This is a genomic window from Burkholderia sp. A2 (genome assembly GCF_001729305.1).
Lineage (GTDB): Bacteria > Pseudomonadota > Gammaproteobacteria > Burkholderiales > Burkholderiaceae > Burkholderia > Burkholderia sola.
Map to the genome: position 1 here is coordinate 46,083 of NZ_LZXX01000087.1, position 17,784 is coordinate 63,866.

At 66.6% G+C, this 17,784-nt stretch carries 19 protein-coding genes; 10 read left to right on the plus strand and 9 right to left on the minus strand.

The genetic code is table 11. The features are described from left to right. Positions 1 to 161: 161 nt before the first annotated feature. Positions 162 to 1,622, plus strand: a complete 1,461-nt coding sequence (locus tag A9Z05_RS10785; protein ID WP_050018117.1) for a PLP-dependent aminotransferase family protein — start codon at positions 162 to 164, stop codon at positions 1,620 to 1,622. Positions 1,623 to 1,678: 56 nt separating this feature from the next. Here the strand turns inward: A9Z05_RS10785 and A9Z05_RS10790 are convergent, their stop codons facing one another. Next, entirely contained in the window at positions 1,679 to 2,074 is a 396-nt protein-coding gene (locus tag A9Z05_RS10790) for a hypothetical protein (RefSeq protein WP_069618090.1), read from the minus strand. Beyond that, positions 2,062 to 2,802, minus strand: coding sequence for a LysM domain-containing protein (locus A9Z05_RS10795; RefSeq protein ID WP_069618091.1), 741 nt, complete (start codon positions 2,800 to 2,802; stop codon positions 2,062 to 2,064). The genes A9Z05_RS10790 and A9Z05_RS10795 overlap by 13 nt, the downstream gene beginning before the upstream one ends. Positions 2,803 to 3,108: 306 nt before the next feature. Here A9Z05_RS10795 and htpG point away from each other — a divergent pair, with 306 nt between their 5' ends. From htpG to A9Z05_RS10810, 3 genes are read left to right on the plus strand one after another with little or no spacing between them, the layout of a single operon-like run. Continuing rightward, positions 3,109 to 5,025, plus strand: coding sequence for a molecular chaperone HtpG (gene htpG / locus A9Z05_RS10800; RefSeq protein ID WP_069618092.1), 1,917 nt, complete (start codon positions 3,109 to 3,111; stop codon positions 5,023 to 5,025). A gap of 8 nt (positions 5,026 to 5,033) precedes the next feature. Then, complete coding sequence (locus A9Z05_RS10805) at positions 5,034 to 5,630, plus strand: chorismate lyase (protein WP_069618186.1); 597 nt, start codon at positions 5,034 to 5,036, stop codon at positions 5,628 to 5,630. Beyond that, entirely contained in the window at positions 5,630 to 6,106 is a 477-nt protein-coding gene (locus tag A9Z05_RS10810) for a DNA-deoxyinosine glycosylase (protein WP_069618093.1), read from the plus strand. Before A9Z05_RS10805 ends, A9Z05_RS10810 begins: the two co-directional genes overlap by 1 nt. Positions 6,107 to 6,516: 410 nt before the next feature. On the opposite strand, the gene A9Z05_RS10815 is transcribed toward A9Z05_RS10810, so the two are convergent. Continuing rightward, a complete protein-coding gene (locus tag A9Z05_RS10815; RefSeq protein WP_069618094.1) occupies positions 6,517 to 6,771 on the minus strand; it encodes a hypothetical protein in 255 nt (84 codons plus the stop codon). Positions 6,772 to 6,925: 154 nt separating this feature from the next. On the opposite strand from A9Z05_RS10815, the gene A9Z05_RS10820 reads away from it, so the two are divergent. The 3 genes from A9Z05_RS10820 to mctP all read left to right on the plus strand — a co-directional run bounded on the left by A9Z05_RS10820 (position 6,926) and on the right by mctP (position 9,832). After that, a complete protein-coding gene (locus A9Z05_RS10820) occupies positions 6,926 to 7,843 on the plus strand; it encodes a spermidine synthase (RefSeq protein WP_069618095.1) in 918 nt (305 codons plus the stop codon). A 199-nt stretch (positions 7,844 to 8,042) separates the two neighbouring features. Beyond that, on the plus strand, positions 8,043 to 8,285 hold the full coding sequence (locus A9Z05_RS10825; protein WP_006490660.1) for a DUF3311 domain-containing protein: 243 nt from the start codon (positions 8,043 to 8,045) through the stop codon (positions 8,283 to 8,285). After that, positions 8,282 to 9,832, plus strand: a complete 1,551-nt coding sequence (gene mctP, locus A9Z05_RS10830) for a monocarboxylate uptake permease MctP (RefSeq protein ID WP_069618096.1) — start codon at positions 8,282 to 8,284, stop codon at positions 9,830 to 9,832. Before A9Z05_RS10825 ends, mctP begins: the two co-directional genes overlap by 4 nt. A 90-nt stretch (positions 9,833 to 9,922) precedes the next feature. Here the strand turns inward: mctP and A9Z05_RS10835 are convergent, their stop codons facing one another. The 5 genes from A9Z05_RS10835 to A9Z05_RS10855 form a co-directional block, all read right to left on the minus strand. Beyond that, positions 9,923 to 10,378 carry a VOC family protein gene (locus A9Z05_RS10835; RefSeq protein ID WP_069618097.1) on the minus strand — a complete coding sequence of 152 codons (456 nt, stop codon included), beginning with the start codon at positions 10,376 to 10,378 and terminating at the stop codon, positions 9,923 to 9,925. A gap of 237 nt (positions 10,379 to 10,615) precedes the next feature. Further along, complete coding sequence (gene tal / locus A9Z05_RS10840) at positions 10,616 to 11,569, minus strand: transaldolase (protein WP_069618187.1); 954 nt, start codon at positions 11,567 to 11,569, stop codon at positions 10,616 to 10,618. Between the two features lie 168 nt (positions 11,570 to 11,737). After that, on the minus strand, positions 11,738 to 12,949 hold the full coding sequence (locus A9Z05_RS10845; RefSeq protein ID WP_069618098.1) for a benzoate/H(+) symporter BenE family transporter: 1,212 nt from the start codon (positions 12,947 to 12,949) through the stop codon (positions 11,738 to 11,740). A 55-nt stretch (positions 12,950 to 13,004) separates the two neighbouring features. Continuing rightward, entirely contained in the window at positions 13,005 to 14,180 is a 1,176-nt protein-coding gene (locus tag A9Z05_RS10850; protein ID WP_050018108.1) for a VWA domain-containing protein, read from the minus strand. Between the two features lie 21 nt (positions 14,181 to 14,201). Then, complete coding sequence (locus A9Z05_RS10855) at positions 14,202 to 15,044, minus strand: MoxR family ATPase (protein ID WP_069618099.1); 843 nt, start codon at positions 15,042 to 15,044, stop codon at positions 14,202 to 14,204. A 244-nt stretch (positions 15,045 to 15,288) separates the two neighbouring features. Here A9Z05_RS10855 and A9Z05_RS10860 point away from each other — a divergent pair, with 244 nt between their 5' ends. Further along, positions 15,289 to 15,648, plus strand: a complete 360-nt coding sequence (locus A9Z05_RS10860) for a cytochrome c (RefSeq protein WP_006478192.1) — start codon at positions 15,289 to 15,291, stop codon at positions 15,646 to 15,648. 40 nt (positions 15,649 to 15,688) lie between these two features. After that, the gene (locus tag A9Z05_RS10865) at positions 15,689 to 16,048 is read left to right on the plus strand and encodes a cytochrome c (RefSeq protein ID WP_006478193.1); all 360 of its coding nucleotides are present in this window, start codon (positions 15,689 to 15,691) and stop codon (positions 16,046 to 16,048) included. A gap of 108 nt (positions 16,049 to 16,156) precedes the next feature. Here A9Z05_RS10865 and A9Z05_RS10870 read toward each other — a convergent pair whose 3' ends face one another. Beyond that, positions 16,157 to 16,624 (minus strand): DUF1841 family protein, encoded by a 468-nt coding sequence (locus A9Z05_RS10870; protein ID WP_371090871.1) that lies wholly within the window; start codon positions 16,622 to 16,624, stop codon positions 16,157 to 16,159. Between the two features lie 200 nt (positions 16,625 to 16,824). On the opposite strand from A9Z05_RS10870, the gene A9Z05_RS10875 reads away from it, so the two are divergent. Next, a complete protein-coding gene (locus A9Z05_RS10875; protein WP_069618100.1) occupies positions 16,825 to 17,754 on the plus strand; it encodes a DMT family transporter in 930 nt (309 codons plus the stop codon). The last annotated feature ends 30 nt before the right edge of the window (positions 17,755 to 17,784 follow it).

Here is a 17,784-nt window from a genome sequence, read left to right on the forward strand (position 1 = left end):
GCGCACCGGCCGCGACGCGGGCCGGCGGGCGCAGCGCCATGTGCGGCCGGGTCGGACCGATGGCCGCACGATCGCCATTCCGGTCAACTGTAATCGTCGCTACCGGCACAGTAACGGTACAATCGGCACGATAGCCTTCGGTACAGTTGGAGCTGCCGCCCATGTCCACCGTCCCACTCGCCCAGATTCCCGCGCCGCACGACACGGCCACGCTCACACTCGTCGACCAGCTGGTCCAGTGGGCGCGGCGACGCATCGACGAACGCGTGTTTCGTCCCGGCATGCGCATGCCGTCGATCCGCAAGCTCGCGCTCGACAAGAGCGTGTCGCGCTTCACCGTCGTCGAGGCCTACGAGCGGCTCGTCGCGCAGGGCTACCTCGACTCGCGGCGCGGCTCCGGCTTCTACGTGCGCGAGCGCACGGGCGCCGGCCCGCAGCCGGCCGACGGCGTCGCGCGCACGGCCGAGGCCGCGCCCGTGCACAACACGATCGACGTCGTCTGGCTGCTGCGCAACATGCTGCACACCGTCAGCCCGGAGAAGGGCCCGGGCCTCGGCTACCTGCCGGGCCGCTGGCTTGACGGCGAGCTCATCACCGGCGCACTGCGCGCGCTCGGGCGCCAGTCGGGCGCGCAGATGCTCGGCTTCGGCACAGCGCAGGGCTTTCTGCCGCTGCGCCAGCAACTGCAGACGCGCCTCGCCGAAGTCGAGATCGGTGCGAAGCCCGAACAGATCGTGCTGGTTTCCGGCATCACGCAGGCGATCGACCTGATCTCGCGGATCTACATGCGGCCGGGCGATGCGGTGATCGTCGGCGATCCCGCGTGGTTCCAGATGTTCGGCCGTTTCGCGGCGCAAGGCGCGCAGCTCGTCGGGATGCCGTATACGCCCGACGGCCCCGACCTCGATGCGCTCGAAACTCTGGTGCAGATGTGGCGGCCGAAGATGCTCGTGATCAACTCGGTGCTGCAGAACCCGACCGGCACGTCGCTGTCGGCCGCGCAGGCGTTCCGGATCCTGAAGCTCGCGGAGGCCTACGACTTCCTCGTCGTCGAGGACGACGTGTACGGCGACCTGTGCCCGCCGAGCTATCCGGCCACGCGCCTGGCGAGCCTCGACCAGTTGAAGCGGGTGATCTATCTCGGCAGCTATTCGAAGACGCTCGCGGCGAACCTGCGGGTCGGCTACGTGGCCTGCGCGCCGGAGATCGCGAAGGCGGTCACCGACCAGAAGATGCTGGTCGGGATGACCACGCCCGAACTCAACGAGCGCGTGCTGTACAAGATCCTGACCGAAGGGCATTACCGGCGCCACGTCGAGCGGCTGCGCGCGCGGCTCGACGGCGTGCGCGACAAGACCGCGCGGATGCTCGAGCGCACGGGGCTCGGGCTCTTCACGATGCCGGCGGCCGGGATGTTCCTGTGGGCCGACACGGGTGTCGATTCGGACGCGCTCGCGGCGGTCGCGCACGAGGCCGGCTTCCTGCTGACGCCGGGCAGCCTGTTCTCGCCGCAGCAGTCGCCGTCCACGTGGATGCGCTTCAACGTCGCGAATTGCGGCGATCCGGCGCTGCCCGGGCTGCTGGCGCGCTATATCGACTCGGCGGTGCGGCGCGCGTCGTGATGCGGAACGGGTGGCTTCGCGTTGCTTTGCCGCGACGCGGCAAGTTGCACGCGCTACTACTTCAGGCGCGCCATGCTGCAACTTAGCGCATCCGCGCTATCGCGCTGGTAGCCGTCCAGGCTCCGGTAACCCTTTGCGATCCAGTAATCGGGGTAAGCCGGGTCGAAATTCAGCGATATCACGCCGAAACCGCAGGCTCGTCCCTGTAGCAAGAAGGCGATTTTCGGCTTGGCCGCGGTCAGGTCGCTTTCAATCACCCGATACGGGCGCTTCGCGCAATGGGCGAAAGGCGTGTGCCATTCGATCGTTTTTTCGGTCACACGAAGTTGGCCATCGCATTGCCGGCCATGACCGACGAACGCCCCGGTAAGCGGCTGATTGCCGGCCTGCGCAACACCTGCCAGCAGCGCGGTAGCAAGGCTCAACCCTTGGGTAATTCTCACGGCGCGCATACCGGTTCCTTGCCCTGTCGAATCGTCGCCAGCGCATAATCGAGCTTCTTTGCGTAGGTGTCGGGCGCTTTCGTGTTGTAAAGTCGACCGACGTTTGCCGTAGTCATCGGCTGCCAGCCCATGATGACTTTGCGTATCGCGGCTTTCTGATATTTCAAGACTTGTCCCGGGCGTAACGTGCCGATACCCGGATTGAGTGCGCGCAGTGTGTCGGTTGTCGAACCCTGTTGTCGGGCAATTTTGTCCAGGCTATCGCCAGGCTTGACGGAAATTTCGTACGTTCGTCGATCCGGGTCCGGTACGCTTTGCATCGAGAAATTCGCCAGGCGCATGAGCAGATAACCGATAGCGGCGCGGATGTTGTAAGCAGGCACGGCCCGTGCATTCGCGCGGGTCAGTCGCGATTGGGTCGACGCCGGCAAGATAAGATCGCCCCCTTCTTTGCCTGACAGCAGACCGTCCAGGCCTGGGTCGTCGTACATGCCGATCTGCATTGGATTGGATGCCCATAATGGATCTCTGGCGCCAGTCTCGACCCATGCCATCGCCTTGATGAGCTGCCAGTCCAACGGACGGTAACCCGCCACGCCGGCAAGGTGCCGATTGTATTCGCCTGCTGCCGCCCGAAGCTCGCAATCGTAGATGTGCCATTTTGGATCGTCAGCGGCCGACATAATGCCATCTTGCCATTTCTCGTAACCGGTTTTCGCGGGTGAGGGGGTGGTCATATCGGGTTGTCTCGGTGTTGAGTGTCATGCGTTCCAGCGCTGATTCGGTCCCCGCTCTCTCGCAGCGCGGATCGGGGCGCGTCCAGCATTTCAACAAATTTCCGTCCGCGGAAACATCGGACACGTTCGAATCTATGCGGATTGGTATCGGTTCGGTCAGCCGCACAGACGGAATCTGCGATTCGCTTGCCGCAATCGTCCGAGGTCCCTTGAAATCGAGTCGTTCGTCCCCAGATGAGCGCGCAAACCCGTTCGGCACGGCGTGGCGGGGCGCCTATCAAGTTCAAGTAAGAGGAAACAGCATCCATGGCACACGAAACGATGAGCTTTCAGGCAGAGGTCAAGCAACTCCTCCACCTGATGATCCATTCGCTCTACAGCAACAAGGAAATCTTCCTGCGCGAACTGGTGTCGAATGCGTCCGACGCGGCCGACAAGCTGCGTTTCGAAGGGCTCGCGGATAGCGCGCTGTACGAGAACGATCCGAACCTGCGCATCCGCATCGGCTACGACAAGGCCGCGCGCACGATCACGATCGACGACAACGGCATCGGCATGAGCCGCGACGAGGCGATCGCGAACCTCGGCACGATCGCGCGTTCGGGCACCAAGGAATTCTTCACGAAGCTGTCGGGCGACCAGCAGAAGGATGCGGCGCTGATCGGGCAGTTCGGCGTCGGCTTCTACTCGGGCTTCATCGTCGCCGACAAAATCACCGTCGAGACGCGTCGCGCGGGCTTGCCGGCGAACGAAGCCGTGCGCTGGGAAAGCGCGGGCGAGGGCGATTTCACGATCGACGCGATCGAGCGCGCGCAGCGCGGCACGACGATCACGCTGCACCTGCGCGAAGGTGAGGACGAGCTGCTGTCGTCGCATCGCCTGAAGTCGATCATCCAGAAGTATTCCGACCACATCGCGCTGCCGATCCTGATGCGCAAGGAAGAGTGGGATCAGGAAAAGGGCGAGATGGTCCTGAAGGACGAGGACGAGACCGTCAACCAGGCGAGCGCGCTGTGGACGCGTTCGAAGAGCGACGTCACCGACGAGCAGTACACGCAGTTCTACCAGCACATCGCGCACGATCACCAGGATCCGCTCACGTGGACGCACAATCGCGTCGAGGGCCGCAGCGAATACACGCAGCTGCTGTTCGTGCCGGCGCACGCGCCGTTCGACCTGTGGAACCGCGACTATCGCGGCGGCCTGAAGCTGTACGTGAAGCGCGTGTTCATCATGGACGACGCCGAGCAGCTGCTGCCGCAATACCTGCGCTTCGTGAAGGGCGTCGTCGATTCGGCCGACCTGCCGCTGAACGTGTCGCGCGAGATCCTGCAGGAAAGCCGCGACGTGAAGGCGATCCGCGAAGGCGTGACCAAGCGCGCGCTGTCGATGCTCGAGGAACTCGCGAACGCGGAAGACGATGCCGGCAAGGACAAGTACAAGACGTTCTGGGGCGCGTTCGGCCAGGTGCTGAAGGAAGGTCTCGGCGAGGATCACGCGAACCGCGAGCGCATCGCGAAGCTGCTGCGCTTCGCGTCGACGCACGGCGACACCGACGCGCAGGACGTGTCGCTCGCCGACTACGTGTCGCTCGCCGACTACGTGTCGCGCATGAAGCCCGAGCAGACCAAGATCTACTACGTGACCGCCGATACGTGGCAGGCCGCGAAGAACAGCCCGCATCTGGAAGTGTTCCGCAAGAAGGGCGTCGAGGTGCTGTTGCTGACCGACCGCGTCGACGAATGGATGCTGTCGTTCCTGCACGAATTCGACGGCAAGCCGCTCGCGAGCGTGGCCCGCGGCGATCTCGATCTCGGCGAGCTGAACGACGAGGAGAAGAAGGCGCAGGAGCAAGCCGGCGAGGCGATCAAGCCGGTCGTCGAGAAGATGAAGGAAGCGCTCGGCGACAAGGTGAAGGAAGTGCGCGTCACGTTCCGCCTGACCGATTCGCCGTCGTGTCTCGTCGCGGACGACAACGACATGAGCGGCTACCTGCAGCGGATGCTGAAGGCGGCCGGCCAGAACGCGCCGGCGATGCAGCCGATTCTCGAGATCAATCCTGAGCACGCGCTCGTGAAGCAGCTGAACGCCGACAGCGCCGATTTCGGCGACTGGTGCCATCTGCTGTTCGATCAGGCGCTGCTGGCCGAAGGCGGCATGCTCGACGATCCGGCGAGCTTCGTGAAGCGGACCAACGCGCTGCTGCTGTCGCGCGCCGCGTGAACGCGCGCATGCGATTCGACGGCGCGCAGGCCGGCTGGCGCGAGACGCCGCGGCCTGGCTGCACGCTCGACCAGCGCGACTGGCTGACGCGCGGCGGATCGCTGACCGCGCACCTCGCGCGGCTCGGCCGCGTGAGCGTGCGCGTGACGCGCGAGGCCGTCGACGCGCCGTGGTTCGACGAGCCCGACGCACTCGCGAGCTCGCCGCGCGCGCCGATGTGGGTGCGCGAGGTGATCCTGTCGGTCGACGGCACGCCGTACGTCGCCGCGCACAGCATCGCGCCGCTCGCGGCCAGCAAGGGCGTGTGGCAGGCGATGCGGCGGCTGCGCACGCGGCCGCTCGCGGAACTGCTGTACAGCGATCCGCAGGTCGAGCGCTCGGCGCTCGTGAGCAGGCGCGTGATCGCCGGCCATCCGCTGTATGCGCTCGCGAGCCATGCATTGCAGGGCGCGCGCGCGCCGCACGCGTTTGCCGCGCGGCGCTCGGTGTTCCAGCGGCACGGCAAGCCGCTGATGGTCACCGAGTGCATGCTGCCGGCGCTGTGGCGCCATCTCGATGCGCACGGCGACGGGCCGCGATCGGTCGGGCCGCACGGAGACGCGTGATGTTGCGGGGATTTCCGCCGGTCGTCGCACCGGACACGCACACGATGATCCTCGGCAGCTTTCCGGGCGAGGCGTCGCTCGACGCCGCGCAGTACTACGCGCATCCGCGTAACCAGTTCTGGCGGCTGCTCGGCGCGGTGCTCGGCGAGCCGTCGCTGCATGAACTGCCGTACGATGCGCGGCTTGCGCGTGTGCTGTCATACGGCATCGGCATCTGGGATGTGCTCGACGCGTGCCATCGACAGGGCAGTCTCGATTCCGCGATCAGGAACGCGCAGCCGAACGACTTCGATTCGCTGCGCGAGCATGCGCCGTTGCTCAAGCGCGTGTGCTTCAACGGCAAGACGGCAGGGCGGTTCGCCGACGTGATCGGCGCGGCGGGTTATGAAACCCTCGTGTTGCCTTCGTCGAGCCCGGCGAATGCGATGCTGTCGTTCGAGCAGAAGCTGGCGCTTTGGCGCGCACTTCGCGCCTGAGACGCGTCGGATTCCGAGTCTCTCCCGGTCAGGGCTTCGCCTCGCCTTGCCAGGCGCCCGTGGTCGACGCAATGCGACTTTGTGCGGCGACGAGTTGATCATCGGTGGTCGCCACCAGCCACAGACTGGAGAGCCATCCCTGGCGATCTGGCGGTGCATGGTCCGTCGCCGTATGCGTCATGGCCGCCGCGAGCCTGCCCGAATGTCGTTTCAGTTTGGCATAGGTTCGGTCGACCGAACGGGCTTTTTATTGCAAGAAAGTAAAGGACCGGCACGTACGCGGATCAGGCAGGCGGCGGGTTTCGCGGATTTCGATGGTCGTCGTATCAGCAGTCGAAACGGACCGGAACATCGACGCGTACCGGCGGTGGGCGCGCGTGGCGCTCGTCACGCGCCGTTGCGTGCGACGCTCAATCGTCCTTGCCCCATCGCCAGCGCGGTTTCTCGCCCTTGAGCCAGCACACCGCGGTCAGCAGCGCGGCCAGCACCACGGTGCAGGCACCGTACGCAATCGGCGAACGCTGCGGCGGCACGAGCCACGCGCTCGCAGTGACGCCGATCGCGAACAGCAGCCGCACGACCCACCACTGCCACGCCACCGGCAACCCCCAGCCCCAGCCGTAGCGCTTCGCGGGAAACCAGATCTTCTTGTCGTTCGAGGTCATGCGCGCTCCTGTGATCCGCGACTGCAGCGTGGCGCCGACGGGATTCGGCGTCACGCGTGGCCGGACCCGCGGCGCGGCCCCGACCCCCACCAATGCTATCCTCTCGTCCGCTCATCCAGCGTCATCCAGCATCACCCAGCGAGATTCAACCATCATGACCCGACTGATCAAGCGCGCGTCCGCCGAGGCGCGCGCGTTCAAGCAACGCAAGCCGTCCGCGTACAACGGCTCCGAAAAACTCCAGCCGCCGCGCGTGAAGCGCCGCCCGGATATCGACGAGCACGACGACGTGCCGGTGCTCGAAGCGCCGCGCAAGCCGCGCTTCGCGCCCGTGACGTTCTCCGAAGAAGGCGGCGTGCGCTTCCTGCACTTCGGCACCGAGTGGGTGCAGGGCGCGATGCGGATCTCGAAGCCGCTGCATATCGAGCTCGAATACGCGCAGCAGATGATGGCGTGGCTGCTGTTTCTCGAAACGCCCGAGCGGATCGTCCAGCTCGGGCTCGGCACCGGCGCGCTGACCAAGTTCTCGCACCGTTTCCTGCCGCACGCGAAGGTCGAGGCCGTCGAGCTGAACCCGGCCGTGATCGTCGCCGCGCGCACGATGTTCGCGCTGCCGCCCGACGACGCGCGCCTCGTCGTGCACGAAGCCGACGCATGGGATTTCGTCAACGATCCGGCCAACCGCGGCACGACGGGCGCGATCCAGATCGACCTGTACGACGCGACCGCGCGCGGCCCCGTGCTCGACAGCGTCGCGTTCTACCGCGCGGTGCGTGGCTGTCTCGCCGACGCCGGCATCGCGACGATCAACCTGTTCGGCGATCATCCGAGCTTCGTGCGCAACATGAAGCACCTGAACGCGGCGTTCGATCACCGCGTGATCGCGCTGCCCGAGGTGCACGACGGCAACCGGATCGCGATCGCGTTCTCGGGCCCCGCGCTTGACGTGCCGTTCGCGCAGCTGGAAGCCCGCGCGAAGCTGATCGAGGAGACGCTGAAGCTGCCCGCGCGCAAGTGGGTGAAAGCTTTGAAAGCAACGACCGGCGCCCGCGACGCCGCGTTCGCGATCTGACGTCGCATGCACCGGCGACGGGCCGGTGCAACCGCGCGACAAGGGGCGGATCACCTCGGGTTCGCCCCCGCTTGACCGTGTGCTCGCGGCTCCTATACTGGCGCGAAGCCAGGGGAGCCGCAGCCTACCCGTTTTGCCGCTCCTCTCGGCGCCGTACCCGCTCAACAAGATCGATAACCGGGATAGAAGAGGAGACGTCATGGCTCACGATGCCGACGCCAACCGGGCCGCCAAGCGCTGGCTCTGGCTGCTGGTACTGCCGCTGATCGCGATGGTCTGGGTACCGTCGTACAGCAAGATCGAACCGCAATGGCTCGGTTTTCCGTTTTTCTACTGGTACCAGCTGCTGTGGGTCTTCATCAGCGCGGTGATTACCGCGTTCGTGTATTTCAAGACCAAGAACGCGTGGAAGGCGAGCGGTACGCAAGGAGGTGCGCAATGAATCTCGGCGCGACCTTCGTCTTCGTCCTGCTGTTCATCGGCGTCACGATCATCGGTTTCCTGGCCGCGAACTGGCGGCGCGGCGATCTTGCCCATCTCGACGAATGGGGCCTCGGCGGACGCCGCTTCGGCACGATCGTCACGTGGTTCCTGCTCGGCGGCGATCTCTACACGGCCTATACGTTCGTCGCGGTGCCCGCGCTCGTGTTCGGCGCCGGCGCGATGGGCTTCTTCGCGCTGCCGTACACGATCCTGATCTATCCGTTCGCGTTCGTCGTGTTCCCGAAGCTGTGGAGCATCGCGAAGCGGCACGGCTACGTGACGGCCGCGGATTTCGTCAATGCGCGCTACGGCAGCCGGATGCTCGCGCTGGCGATCGCGGTGACGGGCATCCTCGCGACGATGCCGTACATCGCGCTGCAGCTCGTCGGCATCGAGGTGGTGATCGGCGCGCTCGGCTTCGACACGACCGGCTTCGTCGGCGACCTGCCGCTCATCATCGCGTTCGCGATCCTCGCCGCTTACACGTACACGTCCGGGCTGCGTGCGCCCGCGATGATCGCGATCGTGAAGGACGTGCTGATCTACGTCACGATCGCCGCCGCGGTCATCGTGATCCCCGCGAAGCTCGGCGGCTTCGGGCACATCTTCTCCGCGGTGCCGCCCGCGAAGCTGCTGCTGAAGGCGCCCGACGCGGCGAGCCTGAACGGCTACAGCGCGTACGCGACGCTCGCGATCGGCTCGGCGCTCGCGCTGTTCCTGTATCCGCACTCGGTCACGGCGATCCTGTCGTCGTCCTCGGGCAACTCGATCCGCCGCAACATGGCGATGCTGCCCGCGTATTCGTTCGTGCTCGGCCTGCTGGCGCTGCTCGGCTACATGGCGCTCGCCTCCGGCGTGAAGGACATGCCGCAGTACGCGCCGTACTTCAAGGCGTTCGGCCCGAACTTCGCGGTGCCCGCGCTGTTCCTCGAGTACTTCCCGTCGTGGTTCGTCGGCGTCGCGTTCGCGGCGATCGGCATCGGCGCACTGGTGCCGGCGGCGATCATGTCGATCGCGGCCGCGAACCTGTACACGCGCAACATCCATCGCGAGTTCGTGAACCGCAACATGTCGCACGACCAGGAAACGCACGTCGCGAAGCTCGTGTCGCTGATCGTGAAGGTCGGCGCGGTGGCGTTCATCCTCGGGTTGCCGCTGACCTACGCGATCCAGCTGCAACTGCTCGGCGGGATCTGGATCATCCAGACGCTGCCCGCGATCGTGCTCGGCCTGTACACGCGCGTGCTCGACCATCGCGGCCTGCTGGCCGGCTGGGCGGCAGGCATCGTGTGCGGCACGTGGATGGCGGTCTCGCTGAAGCTGGCGAGTTCGATCTTCACGATCCACCTGTTCGGCCTCGCGATTCCCGGCTACGCGGCCGTGTGGTCGCTGGTCGTGAACCTGGTGGTGTCGGTGGTAGTGAGCGTGCTGGTGCGCGCGATGGGGATGACGCATGCGGAGGATCGCACGCGGCCGGAGGATTATCTCGACGTCGTCGAGGGCTGATACGGGCCGTGCGCGGCGGTGTGCCGCGCACGCGCCACGCGGCAACGAAAAACGCCCGCCACCGCAAGGTGGCGGGCGTTCGTTCTTGCGTCAGCCCTGCGCGCGTTTCGCGAGTTCGTCGCGCTGCGACAGATCCTCGACGTTGACCATCCAGTGCACGCCGAAACGATCCTTCGCCATCCCGAAGCCGAGCGCCCAGAACGTCTTGCCGAACGGCATCGTCACTTCGCCGCCGTCGGCGAGCGCATTGAACAGCTTCTGGCCTTCGTCGACCGTCGCCGGGTTCAGCGACAGCGAATAGCCGGCGTGCGCGGCGCCTGCCGGCTGGCTGCAGTCCCCGTCCGAGCACATGATCATCGACTCGCCGATCGTGAAACTCGCGTGCATCACCTTGTCGGCCATCTCGGGCGACATCGGGTAATCGGGATTCGGCGGGGCGTCCTTGAAGTGCATCTTGAACATCGTCTTCGCACCGAGCGCCTTTTCGTAGAACTGAAGGGCTTCGTCGGCACGACCGTAGAACGTCAGGTACGGTTGAACTTGCATTGTTGTCTCCTGGGATGTGCCATGCCGGCGCGTCGGCGCTGGCGTGGCGTCGTGCAAGACTGACTGGGGAAAGGGCGCATCGGGAGGCGGCCGTCGCACCCGTGACGTGGATTGTAGTGCGCGCGCTTGACGATGGAATGAAAAATAAAACGGCTGCGAACGCGAAGTTCGCAGCCGTTTTCGGCGCGTGTGCTGACGCCTGTTGTCAGTCTTGCTGACAGCCGCTGACGCGCAGGTTCAGCGCAGTGCGTCGATCAGCTTCTCGAGCTTCACCGCGTCGGCGGCGAATACGCGGATGCCTTCGGCGAGCTTTTCGGTCGCCATCGCTTCATCGTTCAGCTGGAAGCGGAACGATGCCTCGTCGATCGCGACGCGCTCGGCCGGCTTGTCCTGCAGCGTGTCCGGCGACAGCTTGCGTGCGACCGTGTCGTTGCTCTCCTGCAGCTTCTGCAGCAAATCGGGACTGATCGTCAGCAGGTCGCAGCCGGCGAGCTCGATGATCTGGCTGGTGGTGCGGAAGCTCGCGCCCATCACTTCGGTCTTGTAGCCGAACGTCTTGTAGTACGTGTAGATGCGGCGCACCGATTGCACGCCCGGATCGTTCGCGCCGCCGTCCCGCGCTTCGTCCCAATCCGCGCCGGCCTGCTTCTTGTACCAGTCGTAGATGCGGCCGACGAACGGCGAGATCAGCTGTGCGCCGGCTTCCGCGCATGCGGCGGCCTGCACGAGCGAGAAAAGCAGGGTCATGTTGCACTTGATCTCTTCCTTCTGCAGCACCTCGGCCGCGCGAATGCCTTCCCACGTCGACGCGAGCTTGATCAGGATGCGCTCGCGGCCGACGCCGGCCGCTTCGTACAGCTTGATGAGCTCGCGGCCCTTGTCGATCGAGCGCTGCGTGTCGAACGACAGGCGGGCGTCGACCTCGGTCGACACGCGGCCCGGGATCAGCTTCAGGATTTCGGTGCCGAAGGCGATCAGCAGGCGGTCGATGATGAAATCGGTGCTTTCGTTGCGATGATCGCGGACGGTTTTCTCGAGGATCGGCTTGTACGCATCCTTCTGGACGGCCTTCAGGATCAGCGACGGGTTCGTGGTCGCGTCCTGCGGCTTGTATTGCGCAAGCTGCTGGAAGTCGCCCGTGTCGGCGACGACGGTCGTGTACTGCTTCAGCTGGTCGAGTGCGGTAGTCATGGCGATTCGGAAGAAGAGCGCGGGGCGCCGGGTTCTCACGGGCCGCGCGAGCGCGGCGGCGAAGCGAAGCGGCGCCGGGCGCCGCTTCCGATCCATCATTTTAGGCCCGATTCGTGTCGCGCACGTTTTGGCGCATCGGGCGCGCGCCGCGGCGGGCGGCGCGCCGCGTCACGCGGGGCGCCGCGCGTTCAGGATCACCTGCGTGACGACGCCCGCGACGAGCCCCCAGAACGCCGGGCCGATCGACAGCAGCGTAAGGCCCGAAGCCGTGACCATGAACGTGACGAGCGCCGCTTCGCGCTGCTTCACGTCCTGCATCGCGTTCGCGAGCCCGCTCATGATCGAGCCGAACAGCGCGAGCGCGGCGACCGACACGCCGAGCGCCTTCGGCAGCGCCGCGAACAGCGCGGCGATCGTCGCGCCGAAGATGCCGGCAATCAGGTAGAACGTGCCGCACCACACGGCGGCCGTGTAGCGCTTCGCGCGATCCTCGTGCGCTTCGGGGCCCGTGCAGATCGCGGCCGTGATCGCCGCGAGGTTCACGCCATGCGAGCCGAACGGCGCGAGCAGCAGCGACGCGAGGCCGGTCGTCGCGATCAGCGGCGAAGAAGGCGTCTGATAGCCGTCCGCGCGCAGCACCGCGATGCCCGGCACGTTCTGCGACGCCATCGCGACGACGAACAGCGGAATGCCGATGCTGACGATCGATGCGATCGAGAATGCGGGCATCGTGAGCACGGGCTGCGCGAGCGCGATGTGGAAATGGCTGAAGTCGAGCAGCCCGAGGCCGCCGGCCGCCGCCGTGCCGACGATCAGCGTCGTCGGAATCGCATAGCGCGGCGCGAGCCGCTTGACGATCAGGTAGGTGAAGAACATCGCGAGCACGAGCGCGGTCCGGAACTGCGCGGCGCGGAAGATCTCGATGCCGATCTCGAACAGGATGCCCGCGAGCAGCGCGGCCGCGATGCCGGCCGGAATGCGCTTCATCAGCGTGTCGAACAGCCCGCTCACGCCGACGGCCGTCAGCAGCAGCGCGCATACGACGAACGCACCGATCGCCTCCGGGTAGGGCACGCCGGGCAGCGACGCGACCAGCAGCGCGGCGCCGGGCGTCGACCACGCGACGACCACCGGCGCGCGAAAGCGCAGCGACAGGCCGATGGTCGTCAGCGCCATGCCGATCGACAGCGCCCAGATCCACGACGAGATCTGCGCATCGGTGAGGTGGGCGGCGCGGCCGGCCTGGAACATCAGCACGAGCGAGCTCGTGTAGCCGGTCATCATCGCGACGAAGCCGGCGACGAGCGTGGACACGGACGTATCGGCAAAAAAGCGGCGGCCGCCGGCGCGGCTGGCGCTCGCGGTGGGCGAAGGGTTCATGCTCTCTCCGGGGTGGCCGCTCGGACGCGGCCGGGGTATCTGCAGGTGGGTGTCGTTACTTGCTGAGTGCGCGCATCGCGGTTTCGAGGCCCGCGAGCGTGAGCGGATACATGCGCTGGCCGAGCACGTCGCGAATGATCGCGACCGACTGCCGGTATTCCCATAGCCGCTCGGGCTCGGGGTTCAGCCACGCATGGTGGGGGAACTGGTCGGCGAGGCGGCGCAGCCACACGGCGCCGGCTTCCGGGTTGTTGTATTCGACCGAGCCGCCGGGCTGCAGCACTTCGTACGGGCTCATCGTCGCGTCGCCGACGAAGATCAGCTTGTAGTCGGGCGTGAACTTGTGCAGCACGTCCCACGTCGCGGTGCGCTCCGAGTGGCGGCGGCGGTTGTTCTTCCACAGGTGGTCGTACACGCAGTTGTGGAAGTAGAAGAATTCGAGGTGCTTGAATTCGGCCTTCGCGGCCGAGAACAGCTCTTCGGTGCGCTTGATGTGGTCGTCCATCGAGCCGCCGACGTCGAGCAGCATCAGCACCTTCACGTTGTTGTGGCGCTCCGGCACCATCCGCAGGTCGAGCCAGCCGGCGTTCGCGGCCGTGCTGCGGATCGTGCCGGGCAGGTCGAGCTCCTCGGCCGCGCCTTCGCGCGCGAAGCGGCGCAGCCGCCGCAGCGCGACCTTGATGTTGCGCGTGCCGATTTCGACCGAATCGTCGTAGTCGCGGTACGCGCGCGCTTCCCACACCTTTACCGCGGTGCGGTTGCCGTTCGACGGGCCGCCGATGCGCACGCCTTCGGGGTTGTAGCCGCCGTGCCCGAACGGCGACGTGCCGCCGGTGCCGATCCACTTGTTGCCGCCTTCGTGGCGTTCCTTCTGCTCGTCGAGCAGCGCCTTCAAACGTTCCATCAGCTTGTCGAGCCCGCCCATCGCTTCGATCTGCGCCTTCTCCTCGGGCGACAGCTCGCGCTCGAGGCGCTTCTCGAGCCAGTCGAGCGGGATGTCGAACGCCTCGGACGGCAGCGCGGACACGCCGTGGAAATACGCGCCGAACGCCTGGTCGAACTTGTCGAAGTACTGCTCGTCCTTGACGAGCGTCATCCTCGCGAGGAAGTAGAACGCATCGATCGACGGCGAGATCAGCCCGGCCTTCAGCGATTCGAGCAGCGTCAGGTATTCCTTCACCGAGACGGGCAGCTTGGCTGCGCGCAGCGCGTAGAAGAAATTGAGCAGCATGGCCGGGCCTTCGCGGGTGGGTTACCGGTTGTGCCGGTTCATGTAGACGAGCCGTTCGAGCAGGCTCAGGTCCTGCTCGTTCTTCAGCAGCGCGCCGGCGAGCGGCGGCACGATCTGCTTCGCGTCCGCGCCGCGCAGCGCGTCGGCTGGGATGTTTTCGGCGAGCAGCAGCTTCAGCCAGTCGAGCAGTTCGGACGTCGACGGCTTCTTCTTCAGGCCCGACACGCCGCGCAATTCGAAGAAGCTCTCGAGCGCCGCGCGCAGCAGTTCCTCGCGGATGTTCGGGAAATGCACCGCGACGATCTTCTGCATCGTCGACGGATCGGGAAACTGGATGTAGTGGAAGAAGCAGCGGCGCAGGAACGCGTCGGGCAGTTCCTTCTCGTTGTTGGACGTGATGATGACGAGCGGACGGTGCTTCGCGCGAATGGTCTCGCGCGTCTCGTACACGTGGAACTCCATCCGGTCGAGCTCGCGCAGCAGGTCGTTCGGGAATTCGATGTCGGCCTTGTCGATCTCGTCGATCAGCAGCACGCTCGGCTGCTCGGCGTCGAACGCCTGCCACAGCACGCCCTTGACGATGTAGTTCGCGATGTCCTTCACGCGCGCGTCGCCGAGCTGCGAATCGCGCAGCCGCGACACGGCGTCGTATTCGTACAGGCCCTGCTGCGCCTTGGTGGTCGACTTGATGTGCCACTGCAGCAGCGGCATGCCGAGCGCGGCGGCCACTTCCTCGGCGAGCATGGTTTTGCCGGTGCCGGGCTCGCCCTTGATCAGCAGCGGGCGTTGCAGCGTCAGCGCGGCATTGACCGCGAGCTTCAGATCGTCGGTGGCGACGTACTGCGAGGACCCTTCGAAACGCATGGCGGCGCTCTTCTTCAACGGGAAAAAAACCCAGTATAAGTCAGAAGGGCTGTCCGGGCGGGCCGCGCCCGCGTATCGTTGCGGGGCTGTGGCGGGGCCCGCCGGGGCGCCGTATGGACGCATTCCCCGCCGACGCGGTACAATCTGGCCGTTTTTTTTGGCCTGCGTGGCGACCGACAAGCAAAACGGCGCGGGCCGTTGCCGCTTCGGCGCCAGTTTCCCCTCAAGCTAGGTTACAAGAGCTATGAACAAATTCGTCGGCAAACACGTCGTTGTCGCAGCGCTCGTGGCGCTCGCGGGCAGCGCGCAGGCGGCCGGTGTGGTCGGCAACCCGAAGGACGGGGCGAGCAAGGCCGCCATGTGCATCGGTTGCCACGGCATCCAGGACTACCGCGCGGCGTACCCGGAGGTCTACCGGGTGCCTGTCCTCGGCGGCCAGAACCAGCAATACCTCGAGAACGCGCTGAAGGCCTACCGCAAGAAGGATCGTCACTTCCCGTCGATGAACGCGATCGCCGGCTCGCTGACCGACCAGGACATCGCGGATCTGTCGGCGTACTACGCCGCCCAGAAGGCCGACACGAAGGACAACCCCTACAAGTAAAGCGCGCGCCGCCGATCTCTCCGGCGGGACAGGAGCATTCATGAACAACGCATTCAAGACGGCGGCGGTTGCACTGGCGGCCGGCCTCGCGATCGGTACCGCGCACGCCGCGGACATCTCGAAGGGCAAGGAACTGGTCGAATCGCACAACTGCGCGGCCTGCCACGGCGCGCAGCTGAACAAGCCGATCAACGCGGAGTACCCGCGCCTCGCCGGCCAGCACGCCGACTACCTCGTGTGGGCGATGCGCCAGTACCAGATGGGGCTGACGAACCCGCTGATCGGCCGCAACAACGCGATCATGCAGGCGCAGGTACAGAACCTGTCGGTCAGCGACATGAAGGACATCGCGTCCTACATCGAGTCGCTGAAGGAAACCGACCTCGTGTTCAAGAAGTAAGCGCGACGGGCCTCACGGGCGCCTCGCGCAGCAAGAATACCCCGCCGCGGCGGGGTATTTTTTTGTCCGCGGCCCGGCGCAGGTCGATGTGCCGGCCCCGGACGCCACTCAGTCGCGCGATGCGCGGCGCAGGATGCGCTGCAGGTACGCGTCGGTATCGGGCGGCGTGTTCGTGCGCTGCGCTTCCCAGATCGTCTCGCCGAGGCATTCCATGATCGCGTGCTGCGCGTCGTGGGTCGAGTCGAGCTTCGCGGCCAGCTTGTCGTGCGCGGCGCGGATGCCGGGCGGCTGGTCGATCGACAACTGCTCGCTGATCGCGAGGTGCATCGACAGGTGCAGGAACGGGTTGGTCCGGCCTTCTTCGGGCGTGTAGTTGCGCGCGGCCGCGCCGTCGGCGTCGGCCAGTTCGTCGTGGTATTCGGGATGCTCGACGATCCAGTCGGCTGCGATCGCTTCCAGCGGCGTCAGGATCTCGCCCGCGCGCTGCTTGCGCCAGGTCTCGGTGAAAAAGCGACGCACGTCGTCGCGGCTTGGATTGAACATGGTGGGGAAACGTCGTGATTCGGGCGGCGTCATGCCGCGTCGCGCATTGTACGCCGGAGCGGCCGACGGCGCTGGCGGCGCCCCTGGGGGGCGGGCGGCGGGCGGCCCGGCGCGGGTCGTTGCGGCCGCTCGTCACGCAACGGGTAAGCGCGGGCTAGGCTCGCCGCCGCCGCGCCGCTACACTCCGACGATTCCCGTCACGGCGCGTTGCTCGCCCGCTTTCATCTTTCATCATGACCGCCACCGTCCGCTCATCGTCCGCCGCCCTGCAGGGCGCGCTCTACGTCGCATTGTCCGCAGCCGCGTTCGGTGCAATGGCGATTTTCGGCCGCTATGCGTATGCGGCCGGCGTCGACGTGCTCGGGCTGCTGATCGTGCGCTTCGCGATCGGCGGCGCGGTGCTCGCCGCGATCGCGCGGCACCGCCGCGTCGCTTGGCCGCGCGGGCGGGCGCTCGCGCCGCTGGTCGCGATGGGCGCGCTCGGCTACGTCGGGCAGTCGTTCTGCTATTTCAGCGCGCTGCAGCACGCGCAGGCGAGCCTCGTCGCGCTGCTGCTGTACCTGTATCCGGCGTTCGTCACGCTGCTGGCCGCGTGGTGGCTCGGCGAGCGCCTCACGCGTGCCAAGGCCGTCGCGCTGGTGCTGTGTGTCGCGGGTTCGGCGCTGATGGTCGGCGGCGGGCACGGCGAGCCGCTCGGGATCGCGCTCGCGCTGGCCGCCGCGGTGATCTACTCGCTGTACATCGTCGGCGGCACGAAGGCGACGCGCGGCGTCGATCCGCTCGCGACCACCGCGATCATCTGCCTGTCGGCCACCGCGACGCTCGTCGCGATCGCCGTCGTGCGAACGGCCGCGTTCGGCGCGCCGCCGCGCTGGCCCGCGACGGCCGGCGGCTGGGCGTCGATGCTCGCGATCGCGCTCGTGTCGACGGTCGCCGCCATGCTCGCGTTCTTCGCCGGGCTGGAGCGGCTCGGGGCCGCGCGCACGTCGATGCTGTCGACGCTCGAACCGGTCGTGACGGTCGCGCTCGCGGCGCTGCTGTTCGGGGAAGCGTTGTCGCCGCTGCAGTGGGGCGGCGGCGTCGCGATTCTGGCGGCCGTGCTGGCGCTCGTGCGCGCGGGCGGCGCGGCCGCCGACGACGCGACGGCGACGTCGAACGCGTAGCCGGCAAGCCGCCGGCACCGCAACGGGGCC

What these genes read in the sequence shown, in the direction of transcription:
- A9Z05_RS10785 (WP_050018117.1), top strand. Translation starts at nt 162, where the DNA reads ATGTCCACCGTCCCACTCGCCCAGATTCCCGCGCCGCACGACACGGCC.
- A9Z05_RS10790 (WP_069618090.1), bottom strand. Translation starts at nt 2,074, where the DNA reads ATGCGCGCCGTGAGAATTACCCAAGGGTTGAGCCTTGCTACCGCGCTG.
- A9Z05_RS10795 (WP_069618091.1), bottom strand. Translation starts at nt 2,802, where the DNA reads ATGACCACCCCCTCACCCGCGAAAACCGGTTACGAGAAATGGCAAGAT.
- htpG (WP_069618092.1), top strand. Translation starts at nt 3,109, where the DNA reads ATGGCACACGAAACGATGAGCTTTCAGGCAGAGGTCAAGCAACTCCTC.
- A9Z05_RS10805 (WP_069618186.1), top strand. Translation starts at nt 5,034, where the DNA reads ATGCGATTCGACGGCGCGCAGGCCGGCTGGCGCGAGACGCCGCGGCCT.
- A9Z05_RS10810 (WP_069618093.1), top strand. Translation starts at nt 5,630, where the DNA reads ATGTTGCGGGGATTTCCGCCGGTCGTCGCACCGGACACGCACACGATG.
- A9Z05_RS10815 (WP_069618094.1), bottom strand. Translation starts at nt 6,771, where the DNA reads ATGACCTCGAACGACAAGAAGATCTGGTTTCCCGCGAAGCGCTACGGC.
- A9Z05_RS10820 (WP_069618095.1), top strand. Translation starts at nt 6,926, where the DNA reads ATGACCCGACTGATCAAGCGCGCGTCCGCCGAGGCGCGCGCGTTCAAG.
- A9Z05_RS10825 (WP_006490660.1), top strand. Translation starts at nt 8,043, where the DNA reads ATGGCTCACGATGCCGACGCCAACCGGGCCGCCAAGCGCTGGCTCTGG.
- mctP (WP_069618096.1), top strand. Translation starts at nt 8,282, where the DNA reads ATGAATCTCGGCGCGACCTTCGTCTTCGTCCTGCTGTTCATCGGCGTC.
- A9Z05_RS10835 (WP_069618097.1), bottom strand. Translation starts at nt 10,378, where the DNA reads ATGCAAGTTCAACCGTACCTGACGTTCTACGGTCGTGCCGACGAAGCC.
- tal (WP_069618187.1), bottom strand. Translation starts at nt 11,569, where the DNA reads ATGACTACCGCACTCGACCAGCTGAAGCAGTACACGACCGTCGTCGCC.
- A9Z05_RS10845 (WP_069618098.1), bottom strand. Translation starts at nt 12,949, where the DNA reads ATGAACCCTTCGCCCACCGCGAGCGCCAGCCGCGCCGGCGGCCGCCGC.
- A9Z05_RS10850 (WP_050018108.1), bottom strand. Translation starts at nt 14,180, where the DNA reads ATGCTGCTCAATTTCTTCTACGCGCTGCGCGCAGCCAAGCTGCCCGTC.
- A9Z05_RS10855 (WP_069618099.1), bottom strand. Translation starts at nt 15,044, where the DNA reads ATGCGTTTCGAAGGGTCCTCGCAGTACGTCGCCACCGACGATCTGAAG.
- A9Z05_RS10860 (WP_006478192.1), top strand. Translation starts at nt 15,289, where the DNA reads ATGAACAAATTCGTCGGCAAACACGTCGTTGTCGCAGCGCTCGTGGCG.
- A9Z05_RS10865 (WP_006478193.1), top strand. Translation starts at nt 15,689, where the DNA reads ATGAACAACGCATTCAAGACGGCGGCGGTTGCACTGGCGGCCGGCCTC.
- A9Z05_RS10870 (WP_371090871.1), bottom strand. Translation starts at nt 16,624, where the DNA reads ATGACGCCGCCCGAATCACGACGTTTCCCCACCATGTTCAATCCAAGC.
- A9Z05_RS10875 (WP_069618100.1), top strand. Translation starts at nt 16,825, where the DNA reads ATGACCGCCACCGTCCGCTCATCGTCCGCCGCCCTGCAGGGCGCGCTC.